The sequence below is a fragment of the Hydrogenophaga sp. 2FB genome, assembly GCF_005503365.1.
Lineage (GTDB): Bacteria > Pseudomonadota > Gammaproteobacteria > Burkholderiales > Burkholderiaceae_C > Hydrogenophaga.
On the sequence record NZ_SCML01000069.1, the window covers coordinates 1 to 15,334 of the forward strand.

Sequence of the window (15,334 nt, forward strand, 5' to 3'; positions counted from 1 at the left end):
AGTCGGCCGTGAGATTGCTGAAAATTCATTCGGCATTTTTGTGCAGCGAACAGTCCGCACGACCATGACCAACGAAGTGCGACAGGCCTCGTTCGCTTTCCTTGGGTCTCGTCTGTTCCTCAAAGCGCGCAATCATTCGGACGTATTCAAAGGCCCCATGAGCGCAGCAATGATAGGGCAAGGAAGCGCCTCTCCCGTGTCTTCGCACCTCTCCAGCATGTCTCTCAGAGCGCCTCGCATGCGCTGAAGGTCGCCGACCTTCTCATCGATCTGGTCAAGGCGCCGCCGTGTCACCGTCTGAATAGCCCGGCGATTCCGCCCATCCTCCAGATCCAAGAGCGACTTCACCTCGTCCAGCGAGAACCCAAGGCTCTGAGCGCGCTTGATGAAGCCGATCCGCTGGATCATCGAAGCGGGGTAGCGCCGGAAGCTGCCGGCGTTCTTCGGGATCGGCAACAGGCCGCGTCCCTGGTAGTAGCGGATTGTCTCCACGCCGACGCCAGCGACCTTCGCCAGCCTGCCAACCGTCATCCAATCACCCAAACCTTCGTTCATCGAGCGATCCACTGTCTATTCACGAGCAACACAGAATAACGCAGTACCGCGTAGTTGACCCTTGCCTCCATTTGATCCAAATCAATTTCCCGCAGCTCAGTTGGGAATAGGATCACAGGTGTCAATGGGTCAATAGGCCGCACATGCGCACACTTCTCAACCACCGCAGGATTCGCGCCATCGCGTGGATGGTGCTCGGGGTATGGCTGTTTGCGCTCGGGGCCGGGGTGGCCAATGCCTGCCTTCTGGAGTCTCCGCAGCAACATCGGCATGCTGTCGGATATGAGCATGTCCCATCGTCCGGGCATGGAAATCATGAAGGCCTCCATGGTGAGCACGAAGAAGGTTCCCACGACCCGTCGAAGGCCCCGTGCCTGAAGCTCTGCGGCGACGTCAACCAGTCCGCCATTCAGAAAGCACCAACCTTCGCGTTCGACCTCGTCGGTTTGGCGCCTCCCGCCTATGGAGACCAGCTGCTGGCTCCGACGTTGGCTCTGCGAGCCATCCCATCGAGGGGTCACCAGCGACCACCTCCCAAGCGGCCGTCGTGGCTGCTGTTCGAGCGTCTCGCGCTGTAGCGCCTCCTTTGAGTTGCCGTGTCGGTCACACCCGGCGCACAACTCATAAGCCTTGACTCTGTACCCGACTACGGAGTTTTCATAGGGCTTTGTCCGCTTGCGGCGACATCGGTTTCGCCCCAATGGCAGGCACCCGCGGCTAAAGGAGAGAGAAATGAAATTCACGCATTCGATCGCGGCCATCGTTGGCGCCGCACTGGTCACCTTGTCTGCGTTCGCGCAGGACAACCATCAGGCCCATCACCCCGCAGGTGCGAGTCCGACCGCGGCCGAGACGCCAAGGGCGCCGACCACCGAGGGCATGGATGCGCAACTGAAGTCGATGCAGGCCATGCACGAACGGATGGTGGCTGCGAAGACGCCTGCGCAGCGCAAGGCGCTCATGGCCGAACACATGCAGGCCATGCGGGCTGGCATGGCGATGATGGGCGCAATGAAGGATGGAGCCGAGTCGGCGCCGACAGCTGAGCGGCAGCAAATGCTCGAAATGCGCATGGACATGTGCCAATCCATGATGCAGATGATAATGGACCGGATGCCTGAGCCGGCGAAGTGAGGAGGACGACCATGACAACTTCTCACCGCACCGGTCCAAGGTTTTCGCGCTCGCGATGGTTCCTGGGCTTTCTGGTCTTCCTGGCCGTGAGCATCTACATGCTGCTGACGGAACACCGCGGGCACTACCTGGCCGCGCTGCCACTGGTCCTCCTGGCGACTTGCGTCATCGCTCATGTGCTGATGCATCGCCATGCCGTACCAGGCGACGGTAGCAAGGCGAATCCACCGTACCCGGGAGAGCGCAAATGAACCACGATGCGCCCGCTTATGGGCTTTGGCTGCTCGTCCTCGTGAACTCGGCGGTCTTCATCATGTTCGCCTTCAGCTTCTTCAAACCGCAGACCTCGCGCGACTGGAGAACCTTCGGGACATTCGCAGCGTTCATTGTTGCCTTGTTCGTCGAGATGTACGGCTTTCCGCTGACGCTGTACGTGCTGTCCGGCTGGCTTCAGACCAAGTATCCTAGTCTGGACTTGCTGTCGCACAACAGCGGCCATCTCTGGTCGACCCTGCTGGGCGAGAGCGGCGACCCTCACTTCAGCCCGCTTCATATCGCAAGCTACATCTTCATCGGGGGCGGCTTCTGGCTTCTGTCGAGCGCCTGGACGGTGCTCTACCACGCGCAACGGCACGCCCAACTTGCCGTGAGCGGCCCATACGCCAGGATTCGGCACCCGCAGTATGTGGCCTTCGTGGCGATCCTTTTCGGCTTTCTGCTGCAGTGGCCGACGCTGTTGACGCTGCTGATGTTCCCCATCCTCGTCGTGATGTATTCGAGGCTGGCAGTCAACGAGGAGAAGGACATGCGCAAGCAGTTCGGCGCCGAGTTCGACGCCTATGCCGCGCGCACGCCGCGCTTCCTTCCCTCCCTTTCGGACACGCGCCAGCGAGGCTGACATGAAGAAGACCCGCTGGCGTCAGCGCATCAATCGACCGTACCTGGCTGCAGCCTACGGACAAGGCGATGGCTGCGGCTCCCGCTCGGATGCGGACATGAGCGCCGCGCCCCGCCGGGCGTCGACACACGCAATGCTGATCGCCTGCGACCAGACCTAACGGAGAACCCATGGCAAAGAACAAGAAGGGTGCCAAAGGCGCCAAGCACAAGGCCGATGTGGACGGCACCGGCACTGCCCACGGCTCAGCGCGCGACGAGACAGCGACACGCTCGATCGGCCGCGAGGACTACGAAGCACAGTTGCACATGCTGCAGATCGAACTGGTGAAACTGCAGCGGCATTTCATCAAATGCAACGACCGTATCCTGATCCTCTTGGAGGGAAGGGACGGCGCAGGCAAGGACGGCAGTATCAAGCGGCTGGTCGAACACCTGAGTCCTCGGGAAACACGGGTCGTCGCGCTAGGAAAGCCCTCCGACCGGGATCGCACGGGCTGGTACTTCCAGCGCTACGTCCCGCACCTGCCGGTTGGCGAAGAGCTCGTGGTGTTCAACCGCAGTTGGTACAACCGTGCGGGCGTGGAACCGGTGATGGGCTTCTGTACCGCCGAGGAGCACGAGGAATTCATGAACTCAGTGCCCAAGTTCGAGGAGATGCTGGTCAACTCCGGCATCAAGCTGCTGAAGTATTACCTCGACATCGGCAAGAAGGAGCAGAGCCGCCGGCTCGGGGAACGCCGCCGTGATCCCCTCAAACAGTGGAAGTCGAGCCCGGTGGATGCCGTCGCGCTGAAGCACTGGGACGGCTATACACGGGCGCGCGACGAGATGTTCATGCGCACCCATACGGCCGCAGCGCCCTGGTCTGTCGTGCACGGCGACAACAAACGGTTGGCGAGGCTCAACCTGATCAGAGACATCCTCTCCCGGCTGCACTACGCCGGCAAGAAGCACAAGGTCATCGCTCCCGACCGGGAGATCGTCTTCGAGTTCTCGCAGGACTGCCTGGACTCGGGCCGACTCGCTCGTTGAGACCACGTACACAGCGAACAGGAAGAACATCCATGAAGTCGATCAACGTTGAAGTCGGAGGGCTCGTATCGAGCCTGAGCGCGGAGGGAGTACGCCGCAAGCTGCTGCAGCTTCCCGGCGTCCATCATGCAGATGTCAACTATGTTGCGGGAAGCGCAACGGTCCATCTCGATGAGGGACAACTCAGTGTCGAGGATCTGCGCCAGCGCATCGCCGAATGCGGCTATCACTGCCGTGGCGAGCAGACGCCCAAGCACGTGTGCGCGCCCGCCGCTGGCGTCTCTGCCGACCCCAGCCATGCGGTGCACGGCCATCACGGCGCACCCGCACGTCAGGCGCAAGAGATGGGGCATGAGGGGCACCACGCGCATGCCCCCGCCACGGCCGCACGCGCGAAGGCTGCGGCCACGACGCCCGCCGCCCATGCTGCGCACCAGGCCCACGCAGGCGACCCTGCGATGGCCGACATGATGCACGACATGGGCCACGGGTCGGGCTCGATGCAGGACATGGCCCGGGACATGCGCAATCGCTTCTTCGTGGCCCTGGTCTTCGCCATTCCCGTGTTCTTCTATTCCCCGATGGGGAAGATGTTCGGCGACTTCCAGACGCCGTTCGGGCTGGACGACAAGCTCTTTCTTTTCTTCCTCGCGAGTGCCGCGATCATCTATCCAGGTTGGCCTTTCTACGTGGCGGCGTGGCGCGCGCTGCGCAACGGCGTCGCCAACATGGCCACGTTGGTCGTGCTGTCGGTGGGCACCGGCTACCTGTTCAGCATCGGCGCGACCTTCTTCTACGAGGGTGAGGTGTTCTATGAAGCGGCATCGGTGCTGCTGGTCTTCATCCTGCTGGGGCACTGGCTGGAGATGCGCGCCCGCGCGGGCGCATCCGACGCGATTCGCGCGTTGATGGATCTCGCCCCGCCCATGGCCACGGTCGTGCGCAACGGGGTGGAGACCAAGGTACCGACCGCCGAGGTTGCAGCCGGGGAACTGGTCGTGATCAAGCCCGGCGACAAGATCCCGGTGGATGGCGAGATCGTCGAGGGCGCGTCGCAAGTGGACGAGTCGATGCTGACGGGCGAGTCCATGCCGGTCAAGAAGGGCGTGGGCAGCACCGTCGTAGGCGCCAGCATCAACAAGAGCGGGAGCTTTCGCTACAAGGCCACGAAGGTCGGCGCGGACACGGCCTTGGCGCAGATCGTCAAGCTGGTCCAGGAGGCCCAGAACTCGAAGGCCCCCGGCCAGCTGCTGGCCGACCACGCATCCCAGTGGCTGGTGCTGGCGGCGATCGTGATTGGCCTGCTGACCTTCAGCGTCTGGTACTGGGTGATGGGACAGACATTGCTGTTCGCACTCACCTTGACCATCACCGTGTTCGTGATCGCATGCCCTGATGCGCTGGGGCTGGCCACCCCGATGGCCATCATGGTCGGGACCGGGCTGGGCGCAATGAACGGCATTCTCTTCAAGAATGCGGCCGCATTGGAGAACGCCACCAAGTTGACGGTCGTGGTGTTCGACAAGACCGGCACCTTGACACTGGGGCAGCCCGATGTCGTCGAGATGGTGGCCGCGCCCGGTGTCGAGGAGACGCGGCTTCTGGCGACGGCCGCGGCGGTGGAGAAGTTCTCCGAGCACCCCCTCGCGCTCGCAGTGCTCAAGCGTGCGGGAGACATGCCGACGGAGGTCACCGAGAACTTCACCAACATCGATGGGCAAGGCGCACGGGCCACTATCGGGGGCGAGACGGTGCTCCTGGGCAACCGGCTGCTGATGCAGTCGGAACAGGTGGATCTGGCCCCCCTTGCCAGCGAGGCGGCGCGGCTGCAAGGCGGGGGGCGCACTGTGGTCCACGTCGCGCGCGGTGGCCGGCTGATCGGCCTCATCGCGATCGCCGATGCCGTGCGGCCGACCTCGCGCGAGACGATCGCCAAGCTGCAGGCACGCGGCGTGAAGGTCGCGATGCTGACCGGGGACAACCAGGCGACCGCCGAGCGCATCGGCAAGGAACTGGGTATCGACATCGTGCTTGCGGATGTGTTGCCCGGGCAGAAGGCTTCCAAGATCAAGGAACTGCAGCAGCAGGGTCACAAGGTCGGCATGGTCGGCGACGGCATCAACGACGCTCCGGCGCTGACGCAGGCCGACGTGGGCTTTGCGATTGGCGCGGGGACGGACGTTGCGATGGAAAGCGCCCAGGTGGTGTTGATGAAGAGTGACCCCTACGACGTGGTCGGGGCCATCGAACTGTCCCGGGCGACGCTGCGCAAGATGCACCAGAACCTCTGGTGGGCCGTGGCCTACAACGTGATCGCCTTCCCGCTGGCGGCCGGGGTGCTGTATCCGTTCACCTTGTCGCCCGAGGTCGCCGCATTGTCCATGTCGGGCAGTTCCGCGATCGTCGCGATCAATGCGCTGATGCTCAAGCGCACGCGCCTGCCGGGGATCAAGCGCGTGACGTCGCGTGCCAGTGTCCCAGCGGCCGCGTCAGCCTGAGCGGCGGGCCACCATGGTAGAGAGCCGCGCCATGCGATCACCGCGCGAATCCGGGCCCACCCGCCAGCAAGACCTCGGCGTCGCGCAGCTGGGTTGGCTCGCTGCGGCCGTATTCGTCGTCTCGGCCGGATATGGGGCACTGATGCCCTTGATCCCCGACTGGCTGCGGCCCTTGATGGGCGACGCGGATCCTGCGGCGCTTGCGCGCCATGTCGGCTACCTCAGCGGCATCTACACGGCGGGCATCCTGCTGGGTGCGCCCCTGTGGGGCATGCTGGCGGACAGGCTGGGGCGTGCCCGCGTGTTGCTGGTGGGCCTGATCGGCTACGTGGCCAGCCTGCTCCCGCTGCTGCGCCCCGAGGCCCTGGGCGTGGTCGGCATCTATGCGCTGCGCGGCGCGACGGGCTTTTTTGTGGCCGCGGTCGTGCCGGTGGTGCCGGCGCTCGTCGCGCAGTACACCCCAGAATCGATTCGCGCCAGGCGCTTTGCATGGCTGGGTGCGATGTCGCTGCTCGGGTTCCTGTTCGGCCCCGGCCTGAACGCCGCTGCAGAACGGCTTGTCGGCCTGGGCTTCTTGAGCGTGCTGGTACAGGGCTCATCGACCACGCTCGTGATCGCACTCTCGGCCGCGCTCGGCGCGCTGATGATGCTGGGCCTGGCCGCAACGCTTCCCGCACCTTCCTCCCTTGGAGAGGCGGACGCAGCCGATCACGACGGAGCACCCCGGAGCCGCTCCCTGGCGCTCTGGATTCTCAACGGTGTGGTCATGTTCGTGCTTGCCGGCTTTGAACTCGGCATCGTGCTGCAGGGCCAGCGCCACCCCGATCTCTCCTCCCGAGAGGTGTCGTTGATGTTCGCCGAGTGCAGTCTGGTGATGCTGGGCGTCAACGCGGTGCTGTTCTTCACCGGCCTGCTGGAGCGCGCCGACCCACGCCGCGTACTGGCCTGCGGCATGGTCCTGGGCATCGCCGGGCTCCTGATGCTGGCCCGCCATGGCAGCGAGATGTGGCTGTACGTCGGCGTGAGTTTCACGGCTGCGGGCACGGGTCTCGTGCTCCCCACCCTGGCCTACCTCGCTGCCGGCACCTCGGCGCGGCGGCTCGGTATCGCGATGGGAGGGCTCGCCGCGGCAGCCGGCCTCGGACAAACACTGGGATCGGCCGCCACCGGATGGCTATTCGGCGCTGTGATGCAGAGCACCTTTGCGTGGCTGTCGATTCCACTGGCCGCCACCCTCGCGCTGCTGCTCATTCCGCGGCATTGGTGGCCAGCCAACCCCGTCCTGGTGAGCGCTTCACCGTCCCGCACTTTTCTCACTTCCACGGAAACCGAACCATGAGACTGATCCTGATGTCCCTGCTCGCAGCGCTTGCCCTGTCGCTGAGCGGATGCGGCTACAACGACTTCCAGCGGCTGGACGAGCAGACCAAGTCCGCCTGGTCCGAGGTGCTGAACCAGTACCAGCGGCGCGCCGACCTGATCCCCAACATCGTCGCGACCGTCAAGGGCGAGACCAACTTCGAGCAGGAGACGCTGACCCGGGTGGTCGAGGCCCGCGCGAAGGCGACCTCGATCCAGGCCACGCCGGAACTCGTCAACAACCCCGAGGCGTTCCAGAAGTTCCAGGCGGCACAGGGCGAACTGTCCGGCGCGCTGAGCCGGCTGCTGGTGGTGAGCGAGAACTACCCGCAACTCAAGGCGAACCAGGCTTTTCAAGACCTGCGTGCCCAACTTGAGGGCACGGAGAACCGCATCACCGTGGCGCGTGGGCGCTACGTGAAGGCGGTGCAGGATTACAACGTGCTCACGCGCAGCTTCCCGACCAACATCACGGCCAAGCTGTTCAGCTACGACGTCAAGCCCAATTTCTCGGTCGCCGACGAGAAGGCCATGGCGGCGCCGCCACAGGTCGATTTCGGCGCCTCGGCGCCGGCGGCGCGCCCCTGACATGAGAACGCCCAGAACAGCAGTGCTCTCTCCGGCGGCCCCTCTTCGGCTGGCCCCCGCTCTGGCCTGGCTGCTGCTGAGCCTGTTCCTTTCGGTCGCGTCCGCGCAGGAGTTGGTCGCCGTTCCCCCGCTGCAGGCGCGCGTCACCGATCTCACGGGAACGCTCGCCGCCGATCGTGTCGCCGCGCTGGATGCGCAGCTTCGGGCCTTCGAGCAACGCAAGGGCGTGCAGATCGCCGTGCTGATGGTCCGCTCGACGCGGCCCGAACCCGTCGAGCAGTACGCCCTGCGGGTGGTAGAGCAATGGAAGCTCGGCCGTCGCAAGGTGGACGACGGCGCGTTGCTCCTGGTGGCCAAGGACGACCGCACCGTGCGCATCGAAGTCGGATACGGCATCGAGGGTGCGCTGAGCGACGTGGTATCGCGGCGAATCATCGACGAGGTGATCACGCCGCGCCTGCGCCAGGGCGATTTCGACGGCGGCATCGCCGCAGGCGCCGAACAGATCATGCGGGTGATCGATGGCGAGGCCCTGCCTGCGGCGGACCCACGGCGGCAGGGGCAGACCAACGACATCGGGCAGGCCTGGCCCTTCCTGTTCGTCGCGGCCCTGATGCTGGGCGGAGTGCTACGCAACGCCCTCGGCCGCCTTCCAGGCTCCCTGGTCACGGCTGGCGTGCTGGGTGCCGCTGCGTGGCTGTTGGTGGGCACCTTCGCGGTGGCCGCGGTGGCTGGACTGGCGGGATTCCTCGTCACGCTGCTGGGCATCGGCATGGGTGGCCACGGCGGCATGCACGGGCGCCACCGGGGAGGCGGCTGGCCGGGCGGAGGATTGGGCGGTGGTGGCGGTGGATTCCGCGGCGGCGGCGGCGGCTTCGGTGGCGGCGGCGCGTCAGGACGGTGGTGAGATGAACATGCAACGACTTCTTCGCCACCTTGCGACCACGGATCGCGCAGTCCGCCGCGCCTTCCCCCCGTGCGCGCTGGATGCGATCGAGCAGGCCATCCGCACGGGAGAGTTCCAGCATGGGGGCCAGCTGCGCTTCGTGGTCGAGGGTGCGCTGGACGGATCGCCACTGTGGCGCAACCAATCGCCGGGCGAGCGGGCGCTGGACCTGTTCGCACGCCTGGGTGTGTGGGATACGGCGCGCAACAGCGGCGTCCTGATCTACGTGCTGCTGGCCGACCGGGCCGTGGAGATCGTGGCCGATCGCGGCATCCATGCCTGTTGCGGTGCCGAAAGGTGGTCGGCTGTGTGCCAGCGCATGGAAGCCCAGTTTGCGCAGGGACGCTTCGAGGCCGGAGCCCTGGAAGGCATCGTGGCCGTCAGCCACCTGCTGGCGCAGCATTTTCCGCGGGGCGCGGACCACGGCAACGAGTTGCCGGATCGGCCGGTCCTTCTTTGAACGACAACATCCTTGGAGACCTACCATGCAACTTCAGTTTCTGGGTGCCACCGGCACCGTGACCGGTTCCAAATACCTGCTGCGCCATGGCGACGCGACCATTCTGGTGGACTGCGGCCTGTTCCAGGGATTCAAGCAGCTGCGCCTGCGCAACTGGGAGCCGCTGCCGGTCGCGCCCAAGACCGTCGACGCGGTCGTGCTCACCCACGCCCACATCGACCACAGCGGCTACCTGCCACTGCTGGCGCGACAAGGCTTTCGCGGCCGGGTTTACTGCACGTCCGCGACGCACGAGCTGTGCAAGATCCTGCTCACCGACAGCGGCCATCTGCAGGAGGAAGAGGCGAAGTTCGCCAACCGGCACGGTTTCTCCAAACACCAGCCCGCGCTGCCGCTGTACACCCGTGAGGACGCCGAGCGCTGCCTGAAGCTGTTCGCGCCACGTCCGTTCTCTCAGGACTTCGAGGCGCTGCCCGGACTCACCGCGCGGTTGACGCCTTCCGGGCACATGCTCGGCTCGGCCTTCGTGCACCTCAACGATGGCCGGCGATCCGTGCTCTTCTCCGGCGACATCGGCCGGCCTAACGACCCGGTGCTGCGCCCGCCGGTGCAGGTCCCCGGCGCCGACTACCTGCTGGTGGAATCCACCTACGGCAACCGCAAGCATGAAGCGTCCGACGCACTGGCGCAGCTGGAGACTGTCATCAACAAGACGGCCGCCCGTGGAGGGGTCGTGGTCATCCCAGCGTTCGCTGTCGGCCGAGCGCAGAGCCTGATGTACGGCATCTACCAACTCAAGAAGCAAGGGCGCATCCACCAGCACCTGCCCGTGTACCTGGACAGCCCGATGGCCATCGATGCCACACGGCTGTACCACGCCCATCGCGACGAGCACCGGCTCTCGCCCGAGGAATGCGAGGGCATGTGCCATGCCGCGAAGATCGTCAACAAGGTCGAGGAGTCCAAGGCGCTCAGCGCCGGTCGTGGACCGATGGTCATCATCTCCGCCAGTGGCATGGCCACGGGAGGCCGCGTGGTGCACCACCTCAAGTCATTCGCGCCCGACCATCGCAACACCATCCTGTTCGCCGGCTACCAGGCGGGCGGCACCCGTGGCGCCGCGATCGTGCACGGCGCGTCCACCGTCCGCATCCATGGCCAGGACGTGCCGATCGGCGCCGAGGTGGCCTCGCTCGACAACCTTTCCGCCCACGCCGATGCCGACGAGATCCTCGCGTGGATGCGCGGCTTCACGCAAACACCGCGCCGAACCTTCGTGACCCACGGCGAGCCGGAGGCGGCCGATGCGCTGCGCGCGCGGATCGACCATGAACTGGGCTGGTCGGTTGCCGTGCCCGAGTACCTGCAGATGGTGGATCTGGTATGACGGCGCACCTGCACGAGACCGGCACCGGCACCGGCACCGGCACCGGAGAGGATGGCGTGAACACGCTGCAGGCGTGGCGCACCGGCATCGACACCCATCAGGAGCCGGTGGTCTACATGCGGCGCGACTGCCCTGTCTGCCGGTCGGAGGGTTTCACGACCCAGGCGCGCGTGCAGCTGACGGCCGGCCGCCGCAGCATCGTGGCGACGCTCAGCGTCGTCGATGGGGATTGGCTGGCCGAGAACGTCGCTGGCCTGTCCGAATCGGCATGGGCGTCGCTGGGGGCGCAGCCGGGCCAGCTGGTCACGGTGACCCATGCACCGCCGCTGGATTCGCTCAGCCATGTCCGGGCCAAGGTCTACGGCAATGCCCTGGGCGATGCCGAGTTCAGCGCCATCATCTCCGACGTCGCGGCGGGCCATTACTCGGACCTGCATCTGGCCACCTTCATCACCGCCTGCGCCGGCGATCGCCTGGACCTCGCGGAGACCGTCTCGCTCACGAAAGCCATGATTGGCGTCGGTGACCGCATCGATTGGGGGCGCCCGCTGGTGGTGGACAAGCATTGCGTCGGCGGCCTGCCCGGCAACCGCACGACCCTGCTCGTGGTGCCCATCGTGGCCGCCTGCGGCCTCACGATGCCCAAGACTTCCTCGCGCGCCATCACCTCGCCGGCCGGGACGGCCGACACGATGGAGGTGCTGGCGCCGGTGAACCTGGATGTGCCGAGCATGCGGCGCGTGGTCGAACGCACGGGCGGCTGCATCGTCTGGGGCGGCTCGGTACGGCTCAGCCCCGCCGACGACATCCTCATCCGCGTCGAGCGGCCGCTGGACCTGGACAGCGAGGGCCAGCTCGTCGCCTCGGTCCTGTCCAAGAAGGCCGCCGCGGGCTCGACCCATGTGCTGATCGACCTGCCCGTGGGTGCCACCGCCAAAGTGCGCAGCGCGCAGGCCGCGGCGGCGCTCGGTCGGCGCCTGCAGGAGGTGGGCAGCGCCATCGGCCTGCACGTGGCCTTGCGCGTCACCGATGGTGAGCAGCCGGTCGGCCGCGGGATCGGCCCGGCACTGGAGGCCCGCGACGTGCTGGCCGTCCTGCAAGGGACGCCCGAGGCCCCGGCCGACCTGCGGGAGCGAGCGTTGCGGCTGGCGGCGGACATCCTCGAAATGGGCGGTGCAGCGCCCGCCGGCGGCGGCCTGACGCTCGCCACGCAGGTGCTGGCCGACGGCCGCGCCTGGGCCACGTTCCAGGCGATCTGCGCTGAGCAGGGCGGCCTGCGCAGCATCCCGGTGGCAACGCATCGGCACACCGTCGCATCGCCGTCCACGGGACGGGTCTCCCGAATCGACAACCGGCTGCTCGCGCGGGCGGCCAAGCTCGCCGGAGCACCGACCGCCGCTGCCGCCGGCATCGACGTGCATGCGCGCCTGGGCGACCAAGTCGAAGCGGGACAGCCGCTCTTCACGCTGCACGCCCAGGCGCCGGGCGAGCTGGCCTATGCGCTGCAGTTCGTCCGCTCGCGCCCACCGATCTTCCAGATTTCGGAGAACCTATGAAACCTCTCGTTTTTCACCTGCCGGGCGACGAAGACTTCGCCGATGGACTGATCCGGGCGTTGGGCGCGCAGCGGGCTGCCCTGCAACTGCACCGGTTCCCGGACGGCGAGTCGCTGGTGCGGCTGGACGCCGACGTCACCGGCCGCACCGTCGTGATCGTGGCCAGCCTGGCACAGCCGGACGCCAAGGCGCTGCCCTTGTTGTTCGCCGCGGACGCAGCGCGCGACCTCGGCGCCACCCGCGTGTTGCTGGCTGCCCCGTACCTGGCGTACCTGCGTCAGGACCGGCGCTTCAACACGGGCGAAGCCATCACGTCCCGCACGTTCGCTGCGCTGGTGTCGACGGTGTTCGACGGTATCGTCACCGTCGATCCCCATCTGCACCGCTACCGCTCGCTCGGCGAGGTCTACCGGGTGCCGACCCGTGTGGTCCAGTCCGCGCCCGCCATCGCGGCCTGGGTCGCAGCCCATGTGGACCGTCCCGTGTTGATCGGACCCGATGCGGAAAGCGAGCAATGGGTCCAGGAAGTCGCGCGCTTGGCTGGCGCGCCGTTCACGGTGTTGCAGAAGATCCGCCGGGGCGACAAGGACGTGGAGGTCAGCCTTCCCGACACCGCGGCCCTGGCAGACCGCGAGCCCGTGCTCATCGATGACATCGTGTCCAGCGCGCGCACGATGATCCAGGCAATCGCCAGTGTGCGCAGCGTGGGATTGCCGCCACCGGTGTGCATCGGGGTGCACGCCCTGTTCGCCGCCGACGCGTACCACGCACTTCTTGCGGCAGGGCCCCAGCGGGTGGTGACCTGCGACACTGTGCCGCATGTTTCCAACGGCATCAGCGTGGTGGCACCGCTGGCGACAGCGGTGCAGGAACTGATGGAAGCCGGCGCGCCATGAGCCGCTGCGCCGCGCTCGCCATGACGCTCACGATCGAGGGGAGATGACTGCCCATGTGCTTTTCCGCACCCGCCAGTTTCACGGCCGCAGCGGTTCTGCTGGGCCTGGGGACCGTCACCGTGCGCCGGGCCGGCTCACGGCGCGAACTGCCGTATGCCGCCATCCCGCTGCTGTTCGGGGTCCAGCAACTGCTCGAAGGCATGCTGTGGCTGACGTTCCCCGACCGCGCGCCCTTGCTGAACGTGGCGCTGACGCATCTCTACTCGTTCTTCTCGCACGTCCTGTGGCCGATCTACGTCCCGCTGGCTGCGCTGGCGCTGGAGAGCGTCCGTTGGCGCCGTCGGGTTCTGGTGGCCATTGCAGTCGCGGGCGCGCTCGTCGGTCTGTACCTGCTGGCGATGCTGGTGAAGCTGCCCATCACGGCCCGCGTGGTCGGCCAGCACATCCTCTACGACTCTCCGCACTTCTACGTGATGACCACGATGGCCCTGTATCTGATCGGCACCTGCGCAAGCCTGATGGTTTCCAGCCACCGGCGCGTGGCGGCTTTTGGGGTGGCCGCCTTTGTCTCCGCAATCGCCGCCTACATGTTCTATGCAACCTGGTTCATCTCGGTGTGGTGCTTCTTTGCCGCTGTGCTCAGCTTCATCGTGCTGTGGCAGTTCCGTGAGCCCCGAGCGAGGCTGGCCGTGCCATGACGAATCCTCCGGCCAGATTCAAGCCCGCACTGGCCTACGCGGACTGCGGCCCCACGCAGGGCCCGATGCGCCGCGCGGCGTTCTTCACGGTTCAGTTGCTCGACGGATTCGAGACCATGCGCGATGCGGTCGCCGGCCGGCTGCCGACGGTATTCGCGCAAGCGGGACTCGCGCAAGGCACCAAGACCGGCCACTTCATCGCCGCGTTCTACATCCTGTCCCTGCACCGGGTAATCGAGGAGGGCTCATGACCGCACAAAGCCGTCTGTCCGTTCTGTTCTCCGACATCGCACCGGCGGACCAGGCCGCGCTGCAGCAACGGCTTCCGACCCACTGGCACGCGCACTTCGTCCAGAACGAACGCCTGGTGGTATCCGATGTCGGCGATGAAGACACCGAGGTGCTGTGCGTCTTCGTGCGCACGCGCGTTGACGAATCGGTGCTCCGGTTGCTGCCGCGCGTGCGGCTCGTGGCAACGCGCTCCGCGGGCTTCGATCACATCGACCTGCAGGCTTGCCGCCGACGCGGCATTGCCGTGTGCCACGTGCCGGACTATGGGTCTGCCAGCGTCGCCGAACATGCCTTCGCGCTGCTGCTGGGCGTGGCTCGCCATCTGACACAAGCCCACGAGCGGGCGCGCCAAGGTTCTTTCGCTTACCGCGGCCTCACCGGCTTCGAGCTGGAAGGAAAGACGCTGGGCATCGTCGGGCTGGGCCGGATCGGGCGCCACGTGGCCCGTATCGCCCTGGGGTTCGGCATGGAAGTTCTCGCTTACGACCCGGCCCTCGCCCCATCGCTCGACATCACGGCAGCACCCATCGCCGGCGTCCGCGTGGTGACGTGGGAGCAGATCCTGCAAAGCAGCGATGTTCTGAGCCTTCATGTTCCGGCCACGCAGGCCACGCACCACCTTCTCGATGGCCAGGCCTTCGCGCGCATGAAACCGGGCATGGTACTGATCAACACGGCACGGGGTGCGCTCATCGACGAGGCCGCCCTGCTGCACGCACTGGAGGCAGGTACCGTCGCCGCAGCAGGTCTGGACGTGCTGGAACAGGAAGGGGATCTGTCTCCCGAAGTGCCCACGGGCTGCGGCGGACTGGGTTGCGATACCGGCTGGTCGGCATCCAGCCCACTGCTGACGCATCCGCGTGTGCTCGTGACACCGCATGTCGGGTTCAATACGTCGGAGGCGATCGCGCGCATCCTCGACGAGACCATCTCGAACATCGCAGCCTGGCATGCGGGCCGCCTGCGCAACAGGTTGGATGAGCCATGACGCGACCGAACCGCCCCGTTTCCACCGTGCGTCTTGCGGGCCGCCC

The 15,334-nt window shown here is 66.3% G+C and carries 18 protein-coding genes; 17 read left to right on the forward strand and 1 reads right to left on the reverse strand.

All coding sequences use genetic code 11. The annotated features are described in order from the left end of the window. Window positions 1-132: 132 nt before the first annotated feature. Window positions 133-555, reverse strand: a complete 423-nt coding sequence (locus tag FFS09_RS27235; protein ID WP_003090234.1) for a MerR family transcriptional regulator — start codon at window positions 553-555, stop codon at window positions 133-135. A gap of 143 nt (window positions 556-698) precedes the next feature. On the opposite strand from FFS09_RS27235, the gene FFS09_RS30765 reads away from it, so the two are divergent. From FFS09_RS30765 to FFS09_RS27315, 17 genes are all read left to right on the forward strand, one after another. Beyond that, window positions 699-1,133: a hypothetical protein gene (locus FFS09_RS30765; RefSeq protein ID WP_079279895.1), complete on the forward strand. Its 435-nt coding sequence runs from the start codon at window positions 699-701 to the stop codon at window positions 1,131-1,133. 154 nt (window positions 1,134-1,287) lie between these two features. Next, a complete protein-coding gene (locus FFS09_RS27245; RefSeq protein WP_137922053.1) occupies window positions 1,288-1,689 on the forward strand; it encodes a hypothetical protein in 402 nt (133 codons plus the stop codon). 11 nt (window positions 1,690-1,700) lie between these two features. Then, complete coding sequence (locus tag FFS09_RS27250) at window positions 1,701-1,940, forward strand: DUF2933 domain-containing protein (RefSeq protein WP_003090237.1); 240 nt, start codon at window positions 1,701-1,703, stop codon at window positions 1,938-1,940. Beyond that, entirely contained in the window at window positions 1,937-2,587 is a 651-nt protein-coding gene (locus FFS09_RS27255; protein ID WP_137922054.1) for a methyltransferase family protein, read from the forward strand. The genes FFS09_RS27250 and FFS09_RS27255 overlap by 4 nt, the downstream gene beginning before the upstream one ends. A gap of 1 nt (window position 2,588) precedes the next feature. After that, window positions 2,589-2,747 (forward strand): hypothetical protein, encoded by a 159-nt coding sequence (locus FFS09_RS30770; RefSeq protein WP_010791738.1) that lies wholly within the window; start codon window positions 2,589-2,591, stop codon window positions 2,745-2,747. A gap of 10 nt (window positions 2,748-2,757) precedes the next feature. Then, on the forward strand, window positions 2,758-3,621 hold the full coding sequence (gene ppk2, locus FFS09_RS27260; protein ID WP_023087280.1) for a polyphosphate kinase 2: 864 nt from the start codon (window positions 2,758-2,760) through the stop codon (window positions 3,619-3,621). 32 nt (window positions 3,622-3,653) lie between these two features. Then, window positions 3,654-6,119: a heavy metal translocating P-type ATPase gene (locus FFS09_RS27265; protein ID WP_023098532.1), complete on the forward strand. Its 2,466-nt coding sequence runs from the start codon at window positions 3,654-3,656 to the stop codon at window positions 6,117-6,119. 13 nt (window positions 6,120-6,132) lie between these two features. After that, window positions 6,133-7,458 carry an MFS transporter gene (locus FFS09_RS27270; protein WP_137922055.1) on the forward strand — a complete coding sequence of 442 codons (1,326 nt, stop codon included), beginning with the start codon at window positions 6,133-6,135 and terminating at the stop codon, window positions 7,456-7,458. Next, window positions 7,455-8,066 carry a LemA family protein gene (locus tag FFS09_RS27275; RefSeq protein ID WP_023087277.1) on the forward strand — a complete coding sequence of 204 codons (612 nt, stop codon included), beginning with the start codon at window positions 7,455-7,457 and terminating at the stop codon, window positions 8,064-8,066. Before FFS09_RS27270 ends, FFS09_RS27275 begins: the two co-directional genes overlap by 4 nt. A gap of 1 nt (window position 8,067) precedes the next feature. Beyond that, complete coding sequence (locus FFS09_RS27280) at window positions 8,068-8,973, forward strand: TPM domain-containing protein (protein WP_137922056.1); 906 nt, start codon at window positions 8,068-8,070, stop codon at window positions 8,971-8,973. A gap of 1 nt (window position 8,974) precedes the next feature. Further along, a complete protein-coding gene (locus tag FFS09_RS27285) occupies window positions 8,975-9,472 on the forward strand; it encodes a TPM domain-containing protein (protein ID WP_137922057.1) in 498 nt (165 codons plus the stop codon). 25 nt (window positions 9,473-9,497) lie between these two features. Further along, the gene (locus FFS09_RS27290; protein WP_137922058.1) at window positions 9,498-10,859 is read left to right on the forward strand and encodes an MBL fold metallo-hydrolase; all 1,362 of its coding nucleotides are present in this window, start codon (window positions 9,498-9,500) and stop codon (window positions 10,857-10,859) included. Next, a complete protein-coding gene (locus FFS09_RS27295; RefSeq protein ID WP_137922059.1) occupies window positions 10,856-12,415 on the forward strand; it encodes a thymidine phosphorylase family protein in 1,560 nt (519 codons plus the stop codon). Before FFS09_RS27290 ends, FFS09_RS27295 begins: the two co-directional genes overlap by 4 nt. Then, a complete protein-coding gene (locus tag FFS09_RS27300) occupies window positions 12,412-13,311 on the forward strand; it encodes a ribose-phosphate pyrophosphokinase (RefSeq protein WP_023093280.1) in 900 nt (299 codons plus the stop codon). Before FFS09_RS27295 ends, FFS09_RS27300 begins: the two co-directional genes overlap by 4 nt. Window positions 13,312-13,364: 53 nt before the next feature. Further along, window positions 13,365-14,009 (forward strand): DUF6629 family protein, encoded by a 645-nt coding sequence (locus tag FFS09_RS27305; RefSeq protein ID WP_137922060.1) that lies wholly within the window; start codon window positions 13,365-13,367, stop codon window positions 14,007-14,009. Next, complete coding sequence (locus tag FFS09_RS27310) at window positions 14,006-14,260, forward strand: methyltransferase type 11 (protein ID WP_137922061.1); 255 nt, start codon at window positions 14,006-14,008, stop codon at window positions 14,258-14,260. The genes FFS09_RS27305 and FFS09_RS27310 overlap by 4 nt, the downstream gene beginning before the upstream one ends. Then, entirely contained in the window at window positions 14,257-15,288 is a 1,032-nt protein-coding gene (locus tag FFS09_RS27315; protein ID WP_137922062.1) for a hydroxyacid dehydrogenase, read from the forward strand. Before FFS09_RS27310 ends, FFS09_RS27315 begins: the two co-directional genes overlap by 4 nt. The last annotated feature ends 46 nt before the right edge of the window (window positions 15,289-15,334 follow it).

Coding starts and splice junctions, on each gene's coding strand:
- FFS09_RS27235 (WP_003090234.1), bottom strand. CDS start 555: ATGAACGAAGGTTTGGGTGATTGGATGACGGTTGGCAGGCTGGCGAAG.
- FFS09_RS30765 (WP_079279895.1), top strand. CDS start 699: ATGCGCACACTTCTCAACCACCGCAGGATTCGCGCCATCGCGTGGATG.
- FFS09_RS27245 (WP_137922053.1), top strand. CDS start 1,288: ATGAAATTCACGCATTCGATCGCGGCCATCGTTGGCGCCGCACTGGTC.
- FFS09_RS27250 (WP_003090237.1), top strand. CDS start 1,701: ATGACAACTTCTCACCGCACCGGTCCAAGGTTTTCGCGCTCGCGATGG.
- FFS09_RS27255 (WP_137922054.1), top strand. CDS start 1,937: ATGAACCACGATGCGCCCGCTTATGGGCTTTGGCTGCTCGTCCTCGTG.
- FFS09_RS30770 (WP_010791738.1), top strand. CDS start 2,589: ATGAAGAAGACCCGCTGGCGTCAGCGCATCAATCGACCGTACCTGGCT.
- ppk2 (WP_023087280.1), top strand. CDS start 2,758: ATGGCAAAGAACAAGAAGGGTGCCAAAGGCGCCAAGCACAAGGCCGAT.
- FFS09_RS27265 (WP_023098532.1), top strand. CDS start 3,654: ATGAAGTCGATCAACGTTGAAGTCGGAGGGCTCGTATCGAGCCTGAGC.
- FFS09_RS27270 (WP_137922055.1), top strand. CDS start 6,133: ATGGTAGAGAGCCGCGCCATGCGATCACCGCGCGAATCCGGGCCCACC.
- FFS09_RS27275 (WP_023087277.1), top strand. CDS start 7,455: ATGAGACTGATCCTGATGTCCCTGCTCGCAGCGCTTGCCCTGTCGCTG.
- FFS09_RS27280 (WP_137922056.1), top strand. CDS start 8,068: ATGAGAACGCCCAGAACAGCAGTGCTCTCTCCGGCGGCCCCTCTTCGG.
- FFS09_RS27285 (WP_137922057.1), top strand. CDS start 8,975: ATGAACATGCAACGACTTCTTCGCCACCTTGCGACCACGGATCGCGCA.
- FFS09_RS27290 (WP_137922058.1), top strand. CDS start 9,498: ATGCAACTTCAGTTTCTGGGTGCCACCGGCACCGTGACCGGTTCCAAA.
- FFS09_RS27295 (WP_137922059.1), top strand. CDS start 10,856: ATGACGGCGCACCTGCACGAGACCGGCACCGGCACCGGCACCGGCACC.
- FFS09_RS27300 (WP_023093280.1), top strand. CDS start 12,412: ATGAAACCTCTCGTTTTTCACCTGCCGGGCGACGAAGACTTCGCCGAT.
- FFS09_RS27305 (WP_137922060.1), top strand. CDS start 13,365: ATGTGCTTTTCCGCACCCGCCAGTTTCACGGCCGCAGCGGTTCTGCTG.
- FFS09_RS27310 (WP_137922061.1), top strand. CDS start 14,006: ATGACGAATCCTCCGGCCAGATTCAAGCCCGCACTGGCCTACGCGGAC.
- FFS09_RS27315 (WP_137922062.1), top strand. CDS start 14,257: ATGACCGCACAAAGCCGTCTGTCCGTTCTGTTCTCCGACATCGCACCG.